The organism is Bacillus sp. XF8 (assembly GCF_017498755.1).
GTDB lineage: Bacteria > Bacillota > Bacilli > Bacillales > Bacillaceae_G > Bacillus_A > Bacillus_A bingmayongensis.
The window spans coordinates 34350-55902 of sequence record NZ_JAGDQK010000023.1 but is presented as its reverse complement, the minus strand read 5'-3'; the positions used below and the strand labels follow the sequence as shown (position 1 = coordinate 55902).

Below are 21553 nucleotides of genomic sequence, written 5' to 3'. Positions count from 1 at the left end.
TCTTCCAAACAACAAATTATTTGTATACGATATCTCTGTATGCTATACATTTCCTGTAAAAAAATATTTTTTTCAAATGATAACTTTATACAGCTCGTTCCTTATCTGACAATACTTCTATAATTATAAATTTCAAGATTATGCATAAATATCATACTTTTATTATTATTCTATAAAATGTCGCACTTTTCTTTCATTTGACCCTTCATTTTTAATTTTGTATACTTCCATCTAGTTATATATGTCCGTTTTGGAACAATTTAATATATAAGATGGGAGGAATTTTCATGCTTCGTTATTCTCTTTTAGTTTTATTAGGAGCATGTAGCTATGGAATTTTAGCTATCTTTGTTAAACTTGCATACGCAGAAGGCTTTTCACTTGGAGAAGTAATCGGTAGTCAATATTTGTTCGGTTGGTTTATTTTGCTTGGCATTACACTCCTATTTTCTAGACATCGTGTTCCACTTAAACAAATACTTGTTTTATTTGTCGCTGGAACATCAGCAAGTTTTACTGGTATCTTTTACTATGCTTCACTAAAAACTGTACCGGCATCTATTGCTATTATCCTTTTATTCCAGTTCGTTTGGGTTGGCATAATTATTGAAGCTGTAGCAACAAAAACATTACCGTCAAGAGAGAAAGTTATTTCTGTTCTCTTTTTACTTGCGGGTACATTCTTATCGAGCGGATTATTAGAAAAATCAGCAGGTGATTTTGATACAACAGGAATCATATTGGGTCTACTATCTGCTGTCACATTTGCAACCTATATTTTTGTCAGTGGTAAAGTTGCTGTCGAAGTACCATCATTACCACGAGGCGTTCTCTTAATGGCTGGTGCTTTAACTTTAGTAATGATCGTATTCCCACCAACATTTATTTTTAATGGGGCGATTTCACAAGGACTTTGGAAATACGGTTTAGGACTAGGAACGTTTAGTATTGTTATTCCATCCATCGCTTTTACAATCGGAATTCCAAAAATCGGTTCCGGCTTAGCCACTATTCTTGGTGCAGCCGAACTACCTGTTACAACGATTATGTCTGTATTTGTTTTAAAAGAAGCGGTACTCTCTTCTCAATGGCTCGGTGTGGCGCTTATTTTAATTGGAATTGCAATTCCACAAATTGCATATGCGATGCGCGGACGTTATCAAAAACATCATACACACAAGAAAGTTGCTGTATAAACGAAAAGAGGCTTCTCATTTGAGAAGCCTCTTTTTAGTATTCCCTATTATTTTTTAGCTCGATTCGCAATCTCTAAAGCACGGTCCGTTTCTTTAGCCGCTTGGTCTAATGCTTGTTTTACATCAGTTCCTTCTATAATACTTTCCATTGCCTTTTGTACTTTTTGACGTGATTCTGGAAATACTGTAATTAATGCTCCTTGTGTTGCAGGTGATACTTTCGAATCATGAAGTTGATTCACCGTTACTTGTAGTTGTGGATATTTCTCATATTCTTTTTTAACTAACTCTTCCTCGTACGCCTTTGGATTTACTGCAAAGTATCCTGTGTTTACATGCCACTCTGCTTGTACAGATGGAGTTGTCATATACTTCATAAACTCCCAAACCGCTTTTTGTTTATCTTTCCCGATATCTTTTGCCATCCATAATGATGCTCCGCCAATAATAACACCTTCTCTTTGAACATCTTCGGGATAAGGAAGATAAGCTACACCAACTTGAAACGGTGCATTGTTAATCATATCCTTAACGCCAGCTGAAGAATCTAAGTACATCGCTGTTTTTCCCGCTAAAAAAGCAGCCCGTGTATTATCCCAATCCGAACCGTAATTACCATTAACCCCTTCTTTATTCAACTTGTTAATAAAATCTAAAATTCTTTGCCCTTCTTTCCCATTAAAAGTTGCTTTCGTTGCTGCTTTAGCACGACCATTATCGTTATTTACATATGTTCCGCCTTGAACTGCTAACATTTCTTCAAAAAACCAAGTATCTAATAAATAAGTAAATCCATAGCGATTTACTTGATTTCCTTCTTTTTTCGTTAATTTCTTGGCTGCTTCCTCTACTTCTTTAAATGTTTTTGGGGCTTGTTCTGGATCTAATCCAACTTCCTTAAATGCATCTTTGTTATATACCATAACAGGTGTAGAAGAGTTAAACGGCATCGAATATTGTTTTTTATCCACTGTATAATAACTACGAATATTTGGCTCCCATTGAGACACATCATACTTATCTTGATCTATGAACTTTTGAACGGGTTCAATTTTCCCACTATCAATCATATATTTTGTTCCGCCATCAAATACTTGCAGAACATCCGGTGCGTCCTTTGTACCTGCAATATTTTTGTACTTAATAAACGATTCATCATATGTACCTTGGAATAACGCTTTTACTTCTACTTTATCTTGAGATTGATTATACTTTTGAACAATTTGTTCTAAAACTTCTTTTGTTTTCCCACCCATTGCATGCCAAAATACAACCTCTGTTTTTCCACCGTTCGTTTTTTCACTGTTTTCCTTAACTTTTGACTGCTCTTTCCCAGAAACATTTGAATTGGAGCACGCTGTCATCAAAAACAAAATACATAGTGATATAATAGCAATAAATCTTTTACCTATACTTCTCAATTTTCCTCCCCCTTTTCATACAAAAAGACCATAAATAACAATAGCGATTTCAAAATATTCTCCGCTGCGTTATACCATGGTCTCTCGTCTCTACACTAATTTTGTATGTATTTTCGTTTACATTTTTTAGTATATCTTACATTTATGAATTTCTTGTAAATAATGATCATAAAATGTAAAAGATACACTATTTATATGTAAAAAATTGTAAAGATTACTTGGGAGATATTTTTTTCTTATAGATTCATTAAATGTACTAAATTCCTATATAATTACTAATGAATATATTCCCTTATTTTCATATACTTAAAATATAACTTGAAGTTTATCTTGAGAAAGAAGGAAAAATAGATGACATCCATCACAAATCAATTCACAGAAAAACTAATCTCCATCCGTCGTCACTTACACCAATATCCAGAACTATCTTACGAAGAATTCGAAACAACAAAAGCAATACGTAACTGGTTAACCGAATCTGACATCACAATTATTGCTTCTGATTTAAAAACTGGCGTAATCGCAGAAGTTTCCGGTAATAAAAATGGGCCAATTATTGCGCTCCGTGCTGATATTGACGCTCTTCCTATACACGAAGAAACTAAGTTATCTTACGCTTCTAAAAACTCCGGTAAAATGCATGCATGTGGGCATGATTTTCACACAGCATCCATTCTCGGTGCTGCCTACTTATTAAAAGAAAATGAATCTTTACTTAACGGAACTGTTAGGTTCATATTCCAAGCTGCTGAAGAAAGCGGAAATGGAGCATGCAAAGTAATAGAAGCTGGTCATTTAGAAAACGTACAAGCCATTTTTGGTATGCACAATAAGCCCGATTTACCAGTTGGTACAATCGGTATAAAAAATGGGCCACTTATGGCCGGCGTCGATCGTTTTGAGATTGAAATACACGGAGTTGGAACACATGCAGCTGTGCCTGATGCTGGTGTTGATCCGATTGTTGCCTCTTCTCAAATTGTTATGGCATTGCAAACAATTGTAAGCCGAAATGTAAGTTCTTTTCATAACGCTGTCGTTAGTGTAACGAATATTCATTCAGGAAATACATGGAACGTTATCCCAGAAAAAGCAACTTTAGAAGGAACCGTTCGTACATTCCAATCTGAAACACGCCAAAGAATACCAGAACTGATGGAACGTATTATCAAAGGGGTTTCTGATGCACTAGGTGTTGAAACAAAATTTCATTGGTATCCAGGTCCTCCTGCCGTTCATAATGATAGCGAACTTACAGAATTATCAATTGCCATCGCTCACAAAATAGGACTTCAAATTATTTCACCAAAACCTTCGATGGCCGGAGAAGATTTTTCATTTTATCAACAAGAAATACCTGGTTCGTTCGTCTTTATGGGCACAGCTGGTACACAAGAGTGGCATCATCCGGCCTTTACATTAGATGAAGGAGCATTACCTATTAGCGCACAATATTTTGCTTTATTAGCTGAGGAAGCTATTAACAAATTACGATAAAAAAACCGTTAAGATCATTCTTCTTAACGGTTTTTCCATCTATTATTATGTTAAATCGCGCTTTAAAAATACAGTATAGGAAATGCCTAAAAATACAAGTAAATACACGAGAAGCATACAAGACGCAAATGGGAATGTTACACCTTGAATGAAACTACCACCACTATTTAAGATTCCATATAAATCTGTATTAGCTGGTAATAAAAATTTCATCCATTCGTACCTAGACGCTGGTATTAAAATAATCCCTCCAGATAACGCCACGAATAAGGAAATACCAATTGCTCCTCCGCTTGATCTCGTTAAAACAGAAATCATAAAAGCAAATGCTGCGTACACAAGAGTTGGGAACCATTCTAATATATAATACTTACTCACATCAACAAATATATTTTGCTGAACGATATTACCATTTTGTACGATAAATTCCACCCATGCAGGCTGTTGAAATTTATAAATAATAAACCCAAATAAAAGCGAGAAAACCATATTAAATATAAACAATAAGGCAGAGAAAATAACAATTGCAATATACTTCGCTGTTAAAATTTTAAATCGACTTGCCGGACGAATCATTAAAAATTTATAAGTTCCCCAATTGTACTCGTTCGCAAAAGTTGTACTTGCATATACGAGAATAAATGGTAATAAAATTGGAAACACAATTAAGCCTGTATCTCTCATAAAAGTTAGAGGTGAATCGCCTGCTGGTGGAGTATTTGTATCTAAATGCTTCATTTTCAACTGATACTCTTTGACAAGCTCATCCCCCGATCTTTGATTGATAATATCCTGTTTTGTACTCCCAAGTTTTTTTTCAATTTCTGTCGTTCTTTCTGTATATTCTACTTTCCAATCACCCGACGAAGATGGAAAATATTTAACTGACACCCATCCTAAACCGATAACTAGAATTGTAATAACGGCAAACGGAATAATCGTTCGCTTCTGCTTAAAAATTTTATATATTTCATTATAAACTAAATTAAACAATATCCTTGCCTCCTGTTAATTCTAAAAACTTCTCTTCTAATGTTTTTCTTTCTTCATATACGCGATAAATACGAATACCTTTTTCCGTTAATGTACGAATTACATTTGGAATCTCTTCATTTTTCACAGTCATAATCAACTCATTATCTTGAATCGTGATATCATGATTTAAAAGTTCCGCTGCTCGTTTCACATCGTCCACACGTATATGTATCGTCTCCATCTCCAAGCTTTCATCTCGCTGAATATTTTGCGTTGCCACATATTCTCCGTGCTGAATAATGATAACCCGATCACACATTAATTCAACTTCAGATAATAAATGACTCGATACAAGAACTGCTTTTCCTTGTTCATGTGCAATTTTCTTTATGTACATTCGCATTTCATGGATACCATTCGGATCTAATCCATTTGTTGGTTCATCTAAAATAAGGATATCTGGGTTATGTACAAGCGCTTGTGCAATTCCTAAACGTTGCCTCATACCAAGTGAATATGCTTTTACTTTACGATCAATGACCTGCCCCATACCTAATAATTGGACAACTTCATCAATGCGATCTTCTGTAACATTACCATTCATACGTCCAAAATATGTCAAGTTTTCATAACCACTTAAAAAAGGATAGAATTCTGGATTTTCAATTACAGCACCAATTTTTGCAGCTGTACTTTCAAACTCTTGTTTTACAGATTGGCCGTCTATCCATACTTCACCTTCAGTCATACTAATCATCCCAACCATCATGCGCATTAATGTTGTTTTCCCAGCACCATTTGGTCCTAACAAACCAACAACTTCACCTTTTTTCACTTCAAAGCTTATATTTTCTACTAATGTCTTTGAACCGATTCGCTTTGTTAGTTGTTCTACTCTCACTATCGATTGTTCATTTACCATTCTATACAACCTTTCTCTCCAACACTTTTTTCAGTTCCTTACACTGTATCATGATTATTTTCCACTGTAAAACGAAGAAAAAGACATGATACCTCATGCCTTTTCCCCGACTTTATTTAATTGTTCACATTTAAATTCTTCAATAAATTTATAACATTGCCATAATGATAATAGGATGATTATAACGACCAACATTGTTGTTACCGATAATGCGTATAACGTAATAGGCACGCTATTTATTCCATGAACCCCCATTAACTTTATAAAAATTACTGTAAATAACTTCAAAAATAGCATCCCATGAATGCAACCAAAAAGGACTGCTCCTCCACAAATCAACAACTGCTCCTGACAGAACAAACAAAAAATTTTTCTTTTTTTCATACCGGCAGTTTCGTACAATAGTAATTCCTGTTTCCTGTTTTTTAAGAATCTATTTGTCATCTGGTATGTAACAGCAGTGCATACGAAAAACAACAGTATTTCCCCATAATATAGTGGAGCTAACAGAGACGGTGTATGTTTCATTTTTTCTATTACTGCTTCATTAGATCGAACAGATATGATAAAGAAATATAGCATTGTACTCATTGCAATCCATATAAATTGCTTTAATCTTTGGGCAGCATAGTTTTGTATATTTTTTTTTGCTAACCGAAATAAAGACATACCGATTCCCCTACCTTACTTTTTAACGTCCAGCATTCTATACTACTAGTATATAAAAATATGACCTTTTTAACATCGAACTACAATCGCAATCTTTACTAGGCCTTAAGTCGTAGAAAGGGAACCGTTTTTTAAGTACAGGAAATTTTTCAAATGTATCTAATAGCTTCGTATGGGAGTGATTATATGAAAAGAAAATGTTTTCTGCTTTTACTCTTATTTGTTATTCCCTTGACCAGCTGTAGTCTTCAAAAAAATAATACCTCTTTTATAACCGTTAAACCTTATGAATTATCAGAAAAAGAATCCAATATTTTAGAGATATTCCCCGTACCGCAAGGAAATATTCATTTTTATGAGGTTGCTCTTCTAAATAAACAAGATGAAATATATACAACAATTGAATATTACCAAAACGGACAAAAAGTAAAAGATATCGCTTGGTTGTCTTCTTCACACTTTCAAGAGAAAACAGTTAAACTTTCTTTTGGACAACAAACTTTCAATCTTGGCAACGAAACACACGAAACGCGGCAATGGTTTATGCATATTGGGGGCAATTCATACAAAGGTTTTGAAGATTTAACGATGAACATTACTGATTCTACATTCGCACAAATTAGTGAACCAAAAAAAATAAAATATAATACAAAAATTACTATTGCTGTTTGGATTAATAATTTAAATCCAGAATCTACTTCCGTCCTTTTCCCAGACAACAAAAATATATTAGAACAATTAATCCAAAAAAATGAGCATGTTTATTTATATAATATCGAGATAAAAAGGAAATAGAAACTTCGTGCTATGTACGCCCAACATTCATCCCCTCCCTACCACCTGGGCTATGTCCTGCACATGCTTAAGGAAGGGGACTTCTGCTGGAGTACTGTAAAAAATAATAATTGCAACCATAAGTGAACTTTATAATCTTATCATTTTAATTATTATCCTCAACTTCTATTCGCTTTTTCTTCCTTGCAATTTTTAAAAACTCTAACAGCTCAGGATTGCTATTTGTTTTCCGATACGCCACTGACATTTCAGCTACAAATTTAGAATCATATATTGCCTTGTACACCACTTCTGTTTTATATAACTTATTTGCAGATACCGGAATAACAGTTATACCAATTCCTGCGGCTACAAGTCCCATAACAGTTTGATACTCTGTTGCCTCTTGCACAATGTGTGGACTGAATCCAGCGCCCCTACATAACGATAAAATTGTATCGTATAACGCAGGCCACACTGGTCTAGTTATAAATACAAATGGTTCATCTTGTAAATCCTCAATATGAATTTCTTCTTTTTCCGCTAGCGGATGAGCCTTTGGTAAACATAATGTACATGAAAGCTTTTGAATAGGCTCTAATTCTAACAATTGGGTCGTAATTGGTGGACGTAAAAAACCAACATCAATTCGATTTTCATGAAGAGCATTAACTTGTTCAGGTGTAGATAATTCATGTAACACAACAGATACTCTCGGGAACTTTTCTCGATATTCTCGAACAATGGAAGGTAAAATATCGTATATTGCAGCTCCTACAAATCCGATTGATAGTGATCCAACTTCTCCTCTTTGTGCACTTTGTGCAACCTCAACTGCTTTTTCAATTTGATCAAATGCTTTTTTTACTTCTTTTAAAAACATTTCTCCCGCTTCTGTCAGTTCAACTTTCCGCTTCGTTCTTGAAAATAATGTAACTCCCATTTCTTTCTCTAATTGCTGAATTTGTTGACTTAGCGGTGGCTGTGTCATTTGTAAACGAGCAGCTGCTCGCCCAAAATGTAACTCTTCTGCTACAACAACAAAATATTGCAAATGCCGTAATTCCATTTCGGATCCCCTTTTCGATTAATATGTATAATAAATTAATAACATATAATTTATATATTAGACAAATATTTTGAAAGGACGTATAGTAGAAATTGTTAATTATTTTTACAATTTTTATGAAAAAAAAAGAGAAAGAGGTGTTACTGTATGAAATGGTGGAAATTAAGCGGTCAAATCTTACTATTATTTTGTTTCGCTTGGACAGGTGAATGGATCGCAAAGCAGGCACACCTCCCAATTCCAGGAAGTATTATCGGGATTTTTTTATTGTTAATTTCATTAAAATTTAACCTAGTGAAAAAAGAGTGGATACAAGACGGAGCAGACTTCTTATTAAAAGAACTTATCTTATTCTTCATTCCTTCTGCTGTGGCTGTCATTCGTTACAGAGATACATTATCACAATATGGTATCGATCTCATTTTAATTATCATGATTAGTACCCTTTGTGTAACACTTGTAACTGGAATCTTAACAGAACTGCTATTAAAGCGGAAAGGATCAGCACAATGATCGGCTTTTTTTGTTTGCTATTAACACTATTAACATATTGGATTGCTAAGAAACTATATCAGCGCTGGAATTGGAGTATACTTTCACCCCTTCTCGTTTGTCCAATTGTTTTAATCGCGTTATTACTTGGACTAGATACATCTTATGAAACATACGATTCTGGTGGTCACTGGCTAACTGAACTATTAAAGCCAGCAACAGTAGCTTTTGCATGGCCCATCTATAAATACTTTAATTTATTAAAAAAACACGCAAGTGCCATTTTAATTAACGTAATTGTTGGTTCATTTTTATCAGTGATTACTTCAGCCCTACTAGCAAATGCTTTTCACATTGATTCATCACTAGAACATAGTTTGGCGCCGCACATCGTAACAACACCAATTGCAATGGCAATCTCAGAAATGATTGGTGGTATGTCGCAATTAACAGCAGTATTTGTTGTACTTACAGCACTAACTGGAGCGCTCTTAGGCCCTTCTCTGATTCGCATATGCCGGATTAAAACAGCCATTGCCAAAGGTATTATGCTAGGTACTAGTGCAAACGGAACCGGTACTTCAAAAGCATTTGAAATCGGACCAGTTGAAGGTACAATTGCAAGTTTATCCATGCTTCTAACAGCTGGAGCAAGTTTAGTCATCGTACCACTCTTCTTATCCTGGTTACATTAAACAGCACTATACTCTCCGGACAATAACGCTCCCCCTCAACATTCAGCGAAAGTAAAGAAATGAGGTAAGGGATGAACAGTCTGTAAAAGCCCGATTGATGAGAACTTTGGATCGAACAGAATCATTACAAAAAAGGATAGAACCTGTAGAATAACACTACAGTTTCTATCCTTTTCTTAATTTTAATTAGAATTTCGATTTAACTATGGCTGTGTAATCTTATTAGGAACAAGTAATTTTTCAATACATATAGGTAACATATCTAATAGCGTTTCAAATGCGTAATTTACGTCCAGACGTTCCGTCCATTGATGTGCATCTTTTCCTACTGGCCCCATATTTAATACTGGAACATCAAACTCTTCTAATTCCTGAAGTGGAATCGAATAACCTTTATTCCATAATGGCATATTGTCTACAAGTGAACTCATCGAATCAGCTGGGTATTGTAAGCCGACATAACTCAAATCTGAAATTCCCCCAAAATAATTTTGATTTTTAAATGTAATTCCATGATTGTAGTGAGCATATCTTTCCATTTCCACAACTACCTCTTTAATTAAAGAATTGCGGCGGGAACTCACAGCTGGATAGTACGGCGGGGCAAAGAAAAGTACAATCATCGGTGCCTTTTCTTTACATAAAATAGCTAATTTATCAACTAAATCAATTGTTACCGCACGATCATCTTTATCTTCCCTATTTTTTATAACAGTAGATTGAATATCATCTATTTTTTCTTGCCCATGTTGTTCAATTGCATAAGTGATAAGCTCTTCATATGTTAATACATTTACTTTGAGATTAGGTGGTATGAACGGATTATACTTAGAAAAACGATATGCTTGCTTCTCATACGACTCTTCGATTTTCTCTGCTACTTTCGTTACCTTTTGATGTAACAACGAGATTACATCTGTCATCGTTTTTTCTAGTAAGAACAAATTAAACAATGTGACTGCACGATGAGGAATTTGTACAGAATAATCCTCCTTTAAGTCCCTTTGAAACAAATTAGTTGGTGGAGGACTCGCTTCACCTTCTACAATATCACAAAGTTCCGTATTCAACTCTAATTCAGCTGTTAATAATGAAGCCATATAATTCGCATTTAATCCTGCAAAAGGTTCGCCTACATGTGTCTCTTTTCCATAACAAAGAAAACCAGGTAACACCTTACCAATGGAACCAGTGTAAATATACTTATTTTGATCACCAGGATGACGCGTAAACATAGGCTCTGAATTTAGGACCGTTTTATATTCTAAGTTATGTTCTTTTGCTAAATCTAATAATCTTGGAACAGCAGCTCTCATCCCTACAGAGTTTACTTCTTCATCTGGAACAGCTAATAAAAGGACATTCCCATCAAATCTCCCTTCACAAGCTTGCTCAACCATCGCCATTTGCAAAGCTAGACCGCATTTCATATCCATAGTTCCTCTACCAAATAGCCACTCCCCTTGTTCTATATCTTCACGTACATGATCTGGTAGCTCATCTTTATGGGAATAAAACATAGATGTTAGTTTTTTAGGATGAAATGCATCTGCTTTCCACACTCCATAATCCTGTACATCTACAACGTCAAAGTGACTAACAAGAATTACGGTATTTTTTGTATTATTATTTTTCTTTACTAGAGCAGTAACGAAATAACGTCCATCTCCCGTCGGATTTTTTTGCAAATGATGCGGATTTTGTTTGAAGTAATCTAAAGCAGATAATTGTTCCACAACAAAATCTGGCAATATAACTTCAGCTTCCGACCCAGTAATACTAGGAATTTCAACAAGATTGCTTAATAATTGAACCAATTGTTCTTTTGATTGCCACTTTGACATATAAATCCTCCTATTTTTCCACATAATGAAATTCGTTTCCGTTATACGAATAAAAAATGACGACAGGCTATCAAAATTATTATTCTGATGTTCTGCCGATTTTTATTGATATTTCACTAGCTGCTTGTTTTACTTTACTAATAAGAAAAGATAGTCGATCATCGTTAATACGATGACTAATTAACCCAATACTTAATGCTCCTACTACTTTATGATTAAATCCTATAATAGGTGCAGCTACTGAAGCTGTTCCTTCTGTTTTCTCCCCATAACTCACAGCATATCCTTCATTTCTTATCTGCTTTAGTTGATCAAAAAGAACTTGCTTTTGTTCTGGTAAAAAAGAAAGTAAATGTTCTACAATGTGTTCCATTTCATTCGTTTTCATATTGGCAAGCATCGTTTTATTTGCGGCGCCAATCGAAAGAGGAATCTGTTCCCCTAAGTTATCGATAACTCGAATTTTTAACGGGCTATCCACTCTTTCAATAATAATAGAATGTGTTCCATTTGGAATATTCAAGTAAACACTTTCTTCAACTTCAGAAGCCAAACGCTTCATCACTTCTCTTGCAACAGATCTGTAGTCTACCTTCTCTAATTGGCGTAATCCTATTTCCATCCACATTGGTCCAGTTGTGTACTGTTTTGTTTCTGAAATTTGCGTAACTAATCCATGCTCCATCAGAGAGTTAAGTAACCTATGTACTGTACTAACTGGGAGATGTGTTCTATCAGCTATATCAGAAATAGCCCAATATTCTTTGTCATTTATAGAATTCAATAACTTAATAATACCTATCGCTCGATCAATGGACTGTACCATAACTCGCCTCAACTTTACTTGTAATATGTTCGTAACCTTAATTAACTATCAATTTAGCAAAAATCCAAACTGAAATCAATGAAAATATAAAATTTTCAAAACAATAAAAATACAATATCTGAAATTTGAAAACGCAACAAAAAAATATTGACTTTTCTTTTTAATTATCTGAAAATTAAAACAAGATTCTACATCACGGAACACATTCCATAATACGGAAAAATCATCTGATTTTCACCCTATCAATTATGAAAGTGAGGAAAACAATGACGCAATTAAGCAATACAAATAATGAATTAAAGCGCACGATGAAAAGTAGACATTTGTTCATGATTGCACTGGGTGGTGTAATTGGAACGGGGTTATTTAACGGATCTGGTTTTATTATAAGACAAGCTGGTCCTGGGGGATCCGTACTCGCCTTTATTGCTGGTGGATTATTAATGTATTTCGTTATGCTATGTCTTGGTGAACTTGCTGTAGCAATGCCAGTTTCAGGTTCCTTCCAAGAATATGCAACCAAGTACATAAATCCCGCAACTGGGTTTACCATCGGATGGTTATATTGGCTAAGCTGGGCGAATACTACTGGCCTTGAATTTACAACTGCCGGTATTACAATGCAACGCTGGTTTCCTGATATTCCCGTATGGGTTTGGTGTTTAATATTTGGCGTTACAATATTCACCATTAACGCGTTATCCGCTCGTAGTTATGCAGAAACAGAATTTTGGTTTTCAAGTATTAAAGTATCTGCTATCATCGCTTTCATTATCCTTGGCGGCGCCGCTATGTTTGGTTTGATTGATTTAAAAGGCAACGAACCAGCACCGCTTTTTTCAAATTTCATAAATCATGGTGGTTTATTCCCAAATGGAATTGCCGCTATCTTACTAACAATGGTTACAGTTAATTATTCCTTTCAAGGTACGGAACTTGTCGGAATCGCAGCCGGTGAAAGTGAAAATCCTGCAAAAACTTTACCGCGTTCTATTAGAAATATTATATGGCGCACGATGTTTTTCTTCGTCTTAGCAATCTTTGTCCTCGTGGCTTTAATTCCTTGGGAACAAGCAGGATTAACAAAGAGCCCATTTGTTGCTGTGTTTGATAACATTGGAATTCCATATGCAGCTGATATTATGAACTTTGTTATTCTTACTGCTGTTCTTTCTGTCGCAAACTCAGGATTGTACGCCGCAACTCGAATGCTTTGGTCGTTATCAAAAAACGATATGGCTCCAGCCTTTTTAAAGAAATTATCATCGCGTGGGATACCCCTATACGCTTTAATCATGACGATAGCTATTTCTGCTTTTTCTCTTTTGACAAGTGTTGTAGCTGCTGAAACTGTTTACTTATGGCTGATTTCAATTTCCGGAGTCATTACAATCATTGTTTGGATGTCAATTTGTGTTTCTCAATTCTTTTTTCGCAAACATTATTTAGCCGAAGGTGGAAAATTAGAAGACTTAAAATTCAGAACTCCACTTTATCCTCTTGTACCAATTCTTGGTTTTGGATTGTATGGCATTATATTAATAAGTCTTATCTTTATTCCAGATCAAAGACTAGGTATCTATTGCACTGTACCATTCATCATCTTTTGTTATACTTACTATTACATCAAGATAAAGAAAAGAACTACTAATAACACTCATACAGAAAACAAAATTAGCGAAACTTCGTAATACTATAATTAATAATCCCGATACATATAAGACCGCACATTACTCTTAATTAATGTGCGGTCTTATATCATTGGCGCTAATTCTATTACCTTTTGTGTAAACTAGTAAATTACCCTTCCTTCATTTTTCAGATACAGTTCCCCTATTTTTGTCCATACCATTTACATACCTTAATAGCAACTCATAATCCTCTGGAAAGGCGAAAGAGATTTCTCTTAATTCATGAACATCCTTCCAATCAATCTCATAAATGAGTCCATCTGGATCTTGAATATTCATAGAACCTCCTATTTGTTTTACAAGATAATAATGTACATAAACGGGTATACCATATGTTACGCCCTTTTTTTCATATATTTTATTTATAATTTCTACATGATAGCCAGTTTCTTCCCAAACTTCACGAATACAACACTCTTCAAGCGTTTCTTCTTCTTCTTGTCCACCACTTGGCACTGACCACCTTTTCGGTTCATCTTTCTTTCCTTGTAATACCATCAAAATTTCATTTTTTTCATTCACGCATATAGCTGCCGCTCCAATCCATCTTTTCATGTGTCTCTCCTCCCGTACCTAATATTCTTTCTTACCCTATTCTTCTCCTTGAAAATAGAGGAAAATGTTGAATTTGTAACGAAAGATTATATCAACTTCGAAGACAACTCATTCCTAGAAATTCAAGCGGAAGGATGAGAGTATGATTTCTAAATATGTTGTGGAGTGTGTCTTTTGTGAAGAAAACCGAAAATCTCGGCAAGCAACTGTCACCGTGTCTGCCACTTCTCATGCACTTGCCATTCAAAAAGTAAGAGATGAATGCAAACGTCGCTTTGGAAAAACACTGCTATTACAAACCGAAATTACCGAAGAATTATTTTTACACAAAAAAGAAAGCTGACCATGAATTGGTCAGCTTTCTTCATCCGATCATATTTTCACATGAAGATTAGGGGCATCCTCTTTAAGGATCGGGATTTTCCCATTATGTACGTTCCATAATGGGCATCGAACAATATATTTCTATACAATTAATATTGAATAGAATAGGGCAAAACTTGTTCGCATTTTTAGAAAAGGGATAGGGATATAATACTAGTAATACGTCGAATACTCGAACATTACACCCATTATATTATATTAAATCCTTTTATATGGGAAATATGAATTACTTACATAATTCATACGTAAAACATATTAATGAATTGCTATATAGTTTTCTTACCGCGGAAAACTATCATTGCTAATACCGCTCGAATTAACGCAAATGTCATTTCCCATTGTGTATCCCAAACATCTCCTTGCGTTCCAAGAAATGCTTCTGCTCCTGTCCCCGTTAATTTTGCAACTGCAAACTCTAACAACTCGTATAAATGCACTAAATGCTAAACAAACTGATATCACAAGTAGTTCTAACCATCCTTTTTTCTGAATCCCAACTACCTTTACAAGTATTTCCCTTATTAATAATGTAGGAACAAATCCTTGCATAAAATGCCCAACACGATCGTAGTAATTTCTTTCTAAATCAAAAGTATCACGAAGATAATTAAATAGTGGTACTTCTGCATATGTATAATGTCCTCCAATGAGCAATATTAACATATGAATCCAAATCCATATATATATGTTAAAAATTGAAATCTCTGATATGTAGTAAGTAATATAAGTACTAAAATAACTGCGGGAGCTACCTCTAAACACCATGTGAAAAAATCGTTCAGATAGATTCCTGATATGAATAACGTAACCCAAAAACTTGCACATAGTAATTTGTGAAGATGAACCGTCACACCACTTTCCTCCCCAATATTTTATAGACCTTATTCCATTAATAACATACATCCAGCTAAAATAGGTGTCATAATCATCGAAAATTTCAAAATTGCACGAGGTGCATAGTTTGTAAACTTCGCTCCTAAATATGCTCCTAGCATCGTTCCAATTAAAACTTGTACTAATAATAAATAATCTAAATACCCTTCAGAGCTATATCCAATCCCACCACCAATGGCGATTGGTAGAATAATAAGCATTGTGGTCCCAACTGACTGTTGAATCGATAAACCTAACAACACCATGAGTCCTAGCTGAATAAAAGGTGCTGATCCAATCCCAAAAGCACCTGCTAATCCACCAGTTATTAAACCTAACAAAAGACATTTCCCTAATACAACAACAGATGCCTTCTCTCCTATGTTCATAGACATTTTCTTTTGATTTTGAAAAAAAAGTAATCGAATAAACATAAATATCGCTGATAAAAACAACATACTAGCTGTAAACCAATGAAGAAGATGTGCTGGAATCACCGCTCCAAATTTAGAACCAATATATGATCCAACAGCTCCAAATCCCCCAACAATGCTACCAATTTTCAATGTAACATTCCCTTCTCTGTAATGACTCACCACTCCAGAAAATGTTGTAAATGCCATTGCAGTTAGCGATGTCGCAAGAGCTATATGAATTGGAACTTGAAATACGAGAGTCAGTACACCAATAATAAATCCAGCTCCACCTGCTCCAACAAAACCTAATAAAACACCCATTAGAAACATTGTAATAATAATAGCCACTTTCTTTCCCTCCAATAGCTCTATTATCCAATATATTTCTTTTTTTAAGCAAATAAAAAAGCATCCACGCAGGATGCTTTTCACTATTTTTCTATATTCACTTATGTACTCTGCTAATCTTGATTAATTAATATTACAGCTGGTCCAGATACCACCACTCCAGCTACTTCAATTTTCTCAAATTCTTTAACTGTAATAGATATAACCCCTTCTCTTTCCATCAATTCCTTACTCAGGACCTCAGTCGGTATTTTCTTCACCGTCTTACCTCCTTTTCATTCTTGTTTCCTAAAACCTTTACTTTTCATTAGTAATATTTCGTTATGGAACTGGAATCTAAATTTATAACATTGTTCCAATGCATCTATATATACACTCTCCTTCCCATTTTCATTCCTTAATTCCATAAAGAATATATGATTCCTTTTTGTAACATATTGAAAAAAAATAAAAAAGCATCCTGTACGGATGCTTTCATCATTTTGATTCACGTGAAAATTTTGTATAGACACCAATACCTGCAAGCAGTACCCCTAATCCCGCGAACATAGTACCTAGGCCTAAAAAGAATGAACCGAGTGTTTGTAAATCTTCCATATACATATCCCCTTTTCTATTATCTTTATATTCAACATATACAATTTTATAATATCTCCCATTTTTATTCCATCTATTTTTATAACGTCGTACTAAATCTGCGAAATTTCAAACTCATTTCAGATATTTTCCAACTAAAAAACAGAAGACCCTCAATCTTATATGTCTTCTGTTCCTTATTTCATACTATTTTAGTCTTTTTGTATTGTATACTTTATAATCTTATCATTATTATCAAATTGAAGAACAAGACACTCACTATCTATAGAAATGAAGCCTCTCTCATCGCCAAGATAGTACAAAGTTTGAGTCGTTTCCTCAAAACGCCTTGTTTCAGTTGGATTTCCTAATAGTTGTATAATTTCTTTCTTAGATTTTCCTACTAGTTTATGTTTAGCCAGAAGATCATCTACCATATATACTCGTTTCTGTTCATTTTTTAACCATCTATCTGCATGAAACTTCGAATTATACTCATTTACACCTAGTTGTACAATACAAATACTAAATAATATTGCTCCCAAAATTGTAATCCCTTTAAATCTTCTCTTATATGTCCCCTTATTATCACCTACAGAAAAATGTGAAATGATCCACTGAATAACAAATAAAAGAATAAACGGAAGCGATACCGCTAAAACACTAACCATACTATAAGACGAATGAATCATACTAATGATAAATATGAAAGCAAGATATACGAACATATATAAAACAATATATACATACAATGTTCCCCACAATAGAAAATCTCTATATTTCCCCAATAACCTCCCCCCTCTTACCACACATCATATTTTTCTTTTACACCTTTCCCTCTTCCATGCGCTTGATCATTTCTTTTATCTCTTGTAATTCTTGCACTGTATATAGTATTTCCCCTTCCATTCTTTCATTTCTAAAATAAGTAACAAGTTGCTCTCTATCTTTCAACCTAGGCAGTACTTCATTGGAAAGATCGATCATTTCATTCTCACTTCCCTTTGTCTCATTCCCGAAATATACAATTGACTTTACTTCTTCTTTTAGAACTTGCGGATTTAACTCTTTCAAGTAATCATATAAAATTGTTGAGAGGCGTTTCGCTTTATAAACAGGGTTCCCAACATTTTCTACCTTTAGAGTCATTGAATCTCCCTTTTTCATAAAAACAAATGTCTCTTCCTTCTCATATTCATGTTGATACTTACCAATCTCATCAATCATAAATGAATATACTCCTGCATTTTCTTTCGTTAATCCATGTATCATTCTTCCTTGCCACTTTGTTGTCTCAATTACATATATTCCTGTTGTCGATAACAATATATGATCAACTCGAGTATGTCCCATTTTATTTCCGTTTCTACTATGTACTTTAGGAAGAAATATATTTGGAATAATATGTAGTTCGTCTTCAGCTATGATTCCTTGCTGAACAAACCCTCGTTTCATATAATGTAATATTTCATGCGTATTCATTTCTTCACCATTTCTAGAATACGATCTTAATTCTGTAATTAAATTTTGGAACATATGGATCTCGTTACTATGTTTCTGTTGCATTTCACTACGCTCTTTACTATATTGCATCGCTAATTGATTCTTCATCACTCTCATGCTTTCTACTTCTCTAGCTGCACTCTCTTTTAAATTATTGTACTTTTTACGTTCTATGTTTTTTAATGTCTCTTGCTTTTCTTCATAATCCGCTACAGTTGCAGCCATCTCGCTTTGATAGTTTTCTATTGACTTTGTCTTTTCAAATTCTACTTGTTGGTTCTCTGATTCTAACTGCTTATTCTTATAAAACAGTACAAATACTCCGGCTAATAATGCTAAAATTACACATATAAGTACGTATTCCATCTTTTTTCTCCTTTATGCCTTAGTAAAATATTACCTAAATTTTTAAATTCAGTTTTAATCTATTATACTACGTATTATAATAATGCTCTGCAAAACTTAGATATATTTTGCATACTTTATTTGCTATAAAAAATTTCAGGTAACTTGAAAACTAGAAATGCTCAACCACAGAGAGTTCCGAATATATAGAAAATATACGAGGGGGATTTTTACATATAGCAATACATTTAACGATGAATAAAGAGTTTGAAGATGAAGAGATAGTTGTATATCAATATAAATATAAGTAGACGGAGAGGATTCCTCAATACAAAGGAGAAGATTACTTATGGCCATTCATATAACGATGAACAAAGAATTTGGAGATGCGAAAATAGTTGTATATCAATATTATCCATCAGAATCTCCAGAAAAAATTGGGAAAATGTATTTTCATAAACAAGAGCAGTAAAAATATCGATAATCAGATATGCTAGTATAAAAAAGCCTTCAGGAAAACCTTGTTCTCTCAGTTTCCCCTGAAGACCTCTTGTATTTTGATAACCCTTTGCTTCACTGTATATAGACCTGATTTTTTACTATATTCCCTCCATTTTCTTTACATATTTCTATATCTTTTTGAAAAGAGTATATTTAATAATTCAATCATAAAATAAGATTTAAAGTGTACTGCCTCATACTTTTTATTCTTCTATATACACAGAACGTACAATCGTACGAGTATAAGCTTTACCTTCTGGGTTAGTACCTTTAATATCAATCGTCACATTATATACACCTGATTTTTTAATATGATTCAAAGAACCTGTGAACGTATCTTCATCCCACTTTTGTAGCTGATTCGATTGCGATACTAAATTTCCTTCTCGATCAACAACTCGTACAGTGAAAGAAAGATTCTCTTGTTTTATTGGTTCTTTAGTAGATTGTTTCAATTGAAATTCAGCCTTTTTCGCTTTGATTTTCCCTGGCATTTTCAAAGTAAATGGTGCTTTTTGTTTGTAGTCAGTAACAATCACATAAGCATCTTTTGCATGTGCTGTCATTATTTTAACATGCCATTCCCCGATTTCCATTTGATTTATTTTAAATGTTCGAATGGACGCACCCTTAAAGTAGGAAGTTTCATCTCCTACCGTAAACTTACTATCTTCATTCGTATATACTTTGCCCGACGGAGAAATAAGTTGTATGTTCACTTCTGAAGATGCTGTTAACACAGAGACAACACCTTCTGTTTTTGTATCTATGGCAATCTTTTGATCAACCCATTTATTCGGCTCCAATTCTCCACCTAAAACGGTTTGATTAGAAGTAGTATTTAAATTATCAACAAATTCCCTATTATTATTTAAAGTATAAGGAACGAATGTAGCGGTAGAAGTACGTAAATATGGTTCGATTCGAGAAAAGACGGCCGAACCTTTTCGAATATCATCATGATCAAATCTAGAATCGGTAAATAAATGTATTCCATAAGGTAATTTTGTACTCCATTCATTCACTAAACCATCATTAGAGCCATACGCGGAAAGATATAATCCGCCTAAAGATAAAGCAGAGAAAGCCGGTCCCCAACTAGTACCTGCAACTGTATAATAGCGATTCAATTTAACATTCGGATTGTTATCTATTACGGAACGAAATTGTGCCATTTCACCTGTTTGTAAAGAATAAGTGCCATCGTCTCTTTGCCCAAGTAATGACGCCAACCACCCTGCCCACCAACTATAGGATAAGTCTGCTAAATTTGATCCATAATGCGGCGAAGCTAGTGTAATAACTTTTCCTACAAAACGATTCGCACCATATTGAATGAGTGCTGCTTGGGTGTCAATTCCACCTTTACTATGAGCCACAATATTCACTTTTTTCCCAAAATGATTATAAATCTCCTCTAGCTTGATAGCCAACAATTTACCATTGTCCCACTGACTTGCAGATCCCTTTCCAGCTGCATCGTATAATTGAATAAATACAGTTTGATATCCTGCACGATAAGCATACTCATACATGTCGTTTACATCGTGATAAACTGTTTTTCCATACCAACTATCTGCACTTCCATTTCTCCCTTGTACAAAAACAATCGGTGGCCTATTTTCATCATAATTTAAAGGCTTCTCACCTAAAAACCAATCTCCTGGATTAAATGTTTCTTTTGGTGGAAGCATCTCCCTATAAATTGGCGTAGTATTTGTCTCAGCAGTTGCAACACCACCAACAGAAGTAACAAGTAAAATGAATGTAGCAATCAACACCATACATCTCTTAAACGACACTTGCATAATAACCCCTCCTTTTTTTTTTCCGAAAGACGATGCAGAGTTTATAGCTTGCTATGCTATTGCAATGCAATAACTTCTATAATTTCTAGGTCTCATTTTCTTCTAAAATTTCTAAGGGTCATATTTATTCAATTAATGAATATGATAGCTTGACCACATCGTTTTATTCTTTA

Annotated in this window: 21 protein-coding genes and 1 pseudogene; 8 read left to right on the top strand and 14 right to left on the bottom strand. The window is 34.3% G+C overall.

Features of this window, described 5'->3' with window-relative positions:
- Window positions 1-287: 287 nt before the first annotated feature.
- A complete protein-coding gene (locus tag J4P91_RS15385; RefSeq protein ID WP_207994828.1) occupies window positions 288-1196 on the top strand; it encodes an EamA family transporter in 909 nt (302 codons plus the stop codon).
- A 47-nt stretch (window positions 1197-1243) separates the two neighbouring features.
- On the opposite strand, the gene J4P91_RS15380 is transcribed toward J4P91_RS15385, so the two are convergent.
- Window positions 1244-2560, bottom strand: a complete 1317-nt coding sequence (locus tag J4P91_RS15380; protein WP_207994907.1) for an ABC transporter substrate-binding protein — start codon at window positions 2558-2560, stop codon at window positions 1244-1246.
- A gap of 408 nt (window positions 2561-2968) precedes the next feature.
- Between J4P91_RS15380 and J4P91_RS15375 the strand changes: the two genes are divergently transcribed.
- Window positions 2969-4114 carry a M20 peptidase aminoacylase family protein gene (locus J4P91_RS15375; protein ID WP_207994827.1) on the top strand — a complete coding sequence of 382 codons (1146 nt, stop codon included), beginning with the start codon at window positions 2969-2971 and terminating at the stop codon, window positions 4112-4114.
- 45 nt (window positions 4115-4159) lie between these two features.
- Here J4P91_RS15375 and J4P91_RS15370 read toward each other — a convergent pair whose 3' ends face one another.
- The 3 genes from J4P91_RS15370 to J4P91_RS15360 form a co-directional block, all read right to left on the bottom strand.
- The gene (locus J4P91_RS15370) at window positions 4160-5107 is read right to left on the bottom strand and encodes an ABC transporter permease (RefSeq protein ID WP_207994826.1); all 948 of its coding nucleotides are present in this window, start codon (window positions 5105-5107) and stop codon (window positions 4160-4162) included.
- Window positions 5100-6011 (bottom strand): ABC transporter ATP-binding protein, encoded by a 912-nt coding sequence (locus J4P91_RS15365; protein ID WP_207994906.1) that lies wholly within the window; start codon window positions 6009-6011, stop codon window positions 5100-5102. The genes J4P91_RS15370 and J4P91_RS15365 overlap by 8 nt, the downstream gene beginning before the upstream one ends.
- Window positions 6012-6104: 93 nt before the next feature.
- Window positions 6105-6680, bottom strand: a complete 576-nt coding sequence (locus tag J4P91_RS15360) for an ABC transporter permease (RefSeq protein WP_207994825.1) — start codon at window positions 6678-6680, stop codon at window positions 6105-6107.
- 186 nt (window positions 6681-6866) lie between these two features.
- Here J4P91_RS15360 and J4P91_RS15355 point away from each other — a divergent pair, with 186 nt between their 5' ends.
- Complete coding sequence (locus tag J4P91_RS15355; RefSeq protein ID WP_207994824.1) at window positions 6867-7475, top strand: hypothetical protein; 609 nt, start codon at window positions 6867-6869, stop codon at window positions 7473-7475.
- Window positions 7476-7620: 145 nt separating this feature from the next.
- On the opposite strand, the gene alsR is transcribed toward J4P91_RS15355, so the two are convergent.
- On the bottom strand, window positions 7621-8523 hold the full coding sequence (alsR, locus tag J4P91_RS15350) for an acetoin biosynthesis transcriptional regulator AlsR (protein ID WP_017151410.1): 903 nt from the start codon (window positions 8521-8523) through the stop codon (window positions 7621-7623).
- Window positions 8524-8670: 147 nt separating this feature from the next.
- On the opposite strand from alsR, the gene J4P91_RS15345 reads away from it, so the two are divergent.
- The gene (locus J4P91_RS15345) at window positions 8671-9036 is read left to right on the top strand and encodes a CidA/LrgA family holin-like protein (protein ID WP_017151409.1); all 366 of its coding nucleotides are present in this window, start codon (window positions 8671-8673) and stop codon (window positions 9034-9036) included.
- Window positions 9033-9710: an LrgB family protein gene (locus tag J4P91_RS15340; protein WP_017151408.1), complete on the top strand. Its 678-nt coding sequence runs from the start codon at window positions 9033-9035 to the stop codon at window positions 9708-9710. The genes J4P91_RS15345 and J4P91_RS15340 overlap by 4 nt, the downstream gene beginning before the upstream one ends.
- Before the next feature lie 203 nt (window positions 9711-9913).
- On the opposite strand, the gene J4P91_RS15335 is transcribed toward J4P91_RS15340, so the two are convergent.
- Together J4P91_RS15335 and J4P91_RS15330 are read right to left on the bottom strand one after the other, a co-directional pair.
- Window positions 9914-11554 (bottom strand): M20/M25/M40 family metallo-hydrolase, encoded by a 1641-nt coding sequence (locus tag J4P91_RS15335; protein WP_207994823.1) that lies wholly within the window; start codon window positions 11552-11554, stop codon window positions 9914-9916.
- A gap of 79 nt (window positions 11555-11633) precedes the next feature.
- Window positions 11634-12380: an IclR family transcriptional regulator gene (locus J4P91_RS15330; RefSeq protein WP_207994822.1), complete on the bottom strand. Its 747-nt coding sequence runs from the start codon at window positions 12378-12380 to the stop codon at window positions 11634-11636.
- A gap of 266 nt (window positions 12381-12646) precedes the next feature.
- Here J4P91_RS15330 and J4P91_RS15325 point away from each other — a divergent pair, with 266 nt between their 5' ends.
- The gene (locus J4P91_RS15325; RefSeq protein ID WP_207994821.1) at window positions 12647-14071 is read left to right on the top strand and encodes an amino acid permease; all 1425 of its coding nucleotides are present in this window, start codon (window positions 12647-12649) and stop codon (window positions 14069-14071) included.
- A gap of 120 nt (window positions 14072-14191) precedes the next feature.
- On the opposite strand, the gene J4P91_RS15320 is transcribed toward J4P91_RS15325, so the two are convergent.
- Window positions 14192-14626: an NUDIX hydrolase gene (locus J4P91_RS15320; protein ID WP_207994820.1), complete on the bottom strand. Its 435-nt coding sequence runs from the start codon at window positions 14624-14626 to the stop codon at window positions 14192-14194.
- Between the two features lie 142 nt (window positions 14627-14768).
- Here J4P91_RS15320 and J4P91_RS15315 point away from each other — a divergent pair, with 142 nt between their 5' ends.
- On the top strand, window positions 14769-14969 hold the full coding sequence (locus J4P91_RS15315; protein ID WP_017151403.1) for a DUF3903 domain-containing protein: 201 nt from the start codon (window positions 14769-14771) through the stop codon (window positions 14967-14969).
- A 307-nt stretch (window positions 14970-15276) separates the two neighbouring features.
- Here J4P91_RS15315 and J4P91_RS15310 read toward each other — a convergent pair.
- The 5 genes and pseudogenes from J4P91_RS15310 to J4P91_RS15290 form a co-directional block, all read right to left on the bottom strand.
- Window positions 15277-15861, bottom strand: a pseudogene (locus J4P91_RS15310) (DUF2238 domain-containing protein).
- 30 nt (window positions 15862-15891) lie between these two features.
- Window positions 15892-16647: a sulfite exporter TauE/SafE family protein gene (locus J4P91_RS15305; RefSeq protein ID WP_207994819.1), complete on the bottom strand. Its 756-nt coding sequence runs from the start codon at window positions 16645-16647 to the stop codon at window positions 15892-15894.
- A 113-nt stretch (window positions 16648-16760) separates the two neighbouring features.
- Window positions 16761-16907 carry a BC1881 family protein gene (locus J4P91_RS15300; protein WP_207994818.1) on the bottom strand — a complete coding sequence of 49 codons (147 nt, stop codon included), beginning with the start codon at window positions 16905-16907 and terminating at the stop codon, window positions 16761-16763.
- Between the two features lie 528 nt (window positions 16908-17435).
- Window positions 17436-18011 (bottom strand): hypothetical protein, encoded by a 576-nt coding sequence (locus J4P91_RS15295; RefSeq protein WP_207994817.1) that lies wholly within the window; start codon window positions 18009-18011, stop codon window positions 17436-17438.
- A 37-nt stretch (window positions 18012-18048) separates the two neighbouring features.
- A complete protein-coding gene (locus tag J4P91_RS15290) occupies window positions 18049-19092 on the bottom strand; it encodes a nuclease-related domain-containing protein (RefSeq protein ID WP_207994816.1) in 1044 nt (347 codons plus the stop codon).
- A 328-nt stretch (window positions 19093-19420) separates the two neighbouring features.
- Here J4P91_RS15290 and J4P91_RS29430 point away from each other — a divergent pair, with 328 nt between their 5' ends.
- Window positions 19421-19543, top strand: a complete 123-nt coding sequence (locus J4P91_RS29430; protein WP_279538629.1) for a hypothetical protein — start codon at window positions 19421-19423, stop codon at window positions 19541-19543.
- A gap of 232 nt (window positions 19544-19775) precedes the next feature.
- Here J4P91_RS29430 and J4P91_RS15285 read toward each other — a convergent pair whose 3' ends face one another.
- Entirely contained in the window at window positions 19776-21380 is a 1605-nt protein-coding gene (locus J4P91_RS15285; RefSeq protein ID WP_207994815.1) for an esterase/lipase family protein, read from the bottom strand.
- Window positions 21381-21553: the final 173 nt, after the last annotated feature.

What these genes read in the sequence shown, in the direction of transcription:
- J4P91_RS15385 (WP_207994828.1), top strand. Translation starts at nt 288, where the DNA reads ATGCTTCGTTATTCTCTTTTAGTTTTATTAGGAGCATGTAGCTATGGA.
- J4P91_RS15380 (WP_207994907.1), bottom strand. Translation starts at nt 2,560, where the DNA reads ATGACAGCGTGCTCCAATTCAAATGTTTCTGGGAAAGAGCAGTCAAAA.
- J4P91_RS15375 (WP_207994827.1), top strand. Translation starts at nt 2,969, where the DNA reads ATGACATCCATCACAAATCAATTCACAGAAAAACTAATCTCCATCCGT.
- J4P91_RS15365 (WP_207994906.1), bottom strand. Translation starts at nt 6,011, where the DNA reads ATGGTAAATGAACAATCGATAGTGAGAGTAGAACAACTAACAAAGCGA.
- J4P91_RS15360 (WP_207994825.1), bottom strand. Translation starts at nt 6,680, where the DNA reads ATGTCTTTATTTCGGTTAGCAAAAAAAAATATACAAAACTATGCTGCC.
- J4P91_RS15355 (WP_207994824.1), top strand. Translation starts at nt 6,867, where the DNA reads ATGAAAAGAAAATGTTTTCTGCTTTTACTCTTATTTGTTATTCCCTTG.
- alsR (WP_017151410.1), bottom strand. Translation starts at nt 8,523, where the DNA reads ATGGAATTACGGCATTTGCAATATTTTGTTGTTGTAGCAGAAGAGTTA.
- J4P91_RS15345 (WP_017151409.1), top strand. Translation starts at nt 8,671, where the DNA reads ATGAAATGGTGGAAATTAAGCGGTCAAATCTTACTATTATTTTGTTTC.
- J4P91_RS15340 (WP_017151408.1), top strand. Translation starts at nt 9,033, where the DNA reads ATGATCGGCTTTTTTTGTTTGCTATTAACACTATTAACATATTGGATT.
- J4P91_RS15335 (WP_207994823.1), bottom strand. Translation starts at nt 11,554, where the DNA reads ATGTCAAAGTGGCAATCAAAAGAACAATTGGTTCAATTATTAAGCAAT.
- J4P91_RS15330 (WP_207994822.1), bottom strand. Translation starts at nt 12,380, where the DNA reads ATGGTACAGTCCATTGATCGAGCGATAGGTATTATTAAGTTATTGAAT.
- J4P91_RS15325 (WP_207994821.1), top strand. Translation starts at nt 12,647, where the DNA reads ATGACGCAATTAAGCAATACAAATAATGAATTAAAGCGCACGATGAAA.
- J4P91_RS15320 (WP_207994820.1), bottom strand. Translation starts at nt 14,626, where the DNA reads ATGAAAAGATGGATTGGAGCGGCAGCTATATGCGTGAATGAAAAAAAT.
- J4P91_RS15315 (WP_017151403.1), top strand. Translation starts at nt 14,769, where the DNA reads ATGATTTCTAAATATGTTGTGGAGTGTGTCTTTTGTGAAGAAAACCGA.
- J4P91_RS15290 (WP_207994816.1), bottom strand. Translation starts at nt 19,092, where the DNA reads ATGGAATACGTACTTATATGTGTAATTTTAGCATTATTAGCCGGAGTA.
- J4P91_RS29430 (WP_279538629.1), top strand. Translation starts at nt 19,421, where the DNA reads ATGGCCATTCATATAACGATGAACAAAGAATTTGGAGATGCGAAAATA.
- J4P91_RS15285 (WP_207994815.1), bottom strand. Translation starts at nt 21,380, where the DNA reads ATGCAAGTGTCGTTTAAGAGATGTATGGTGTTGATTGCTACATTCATT.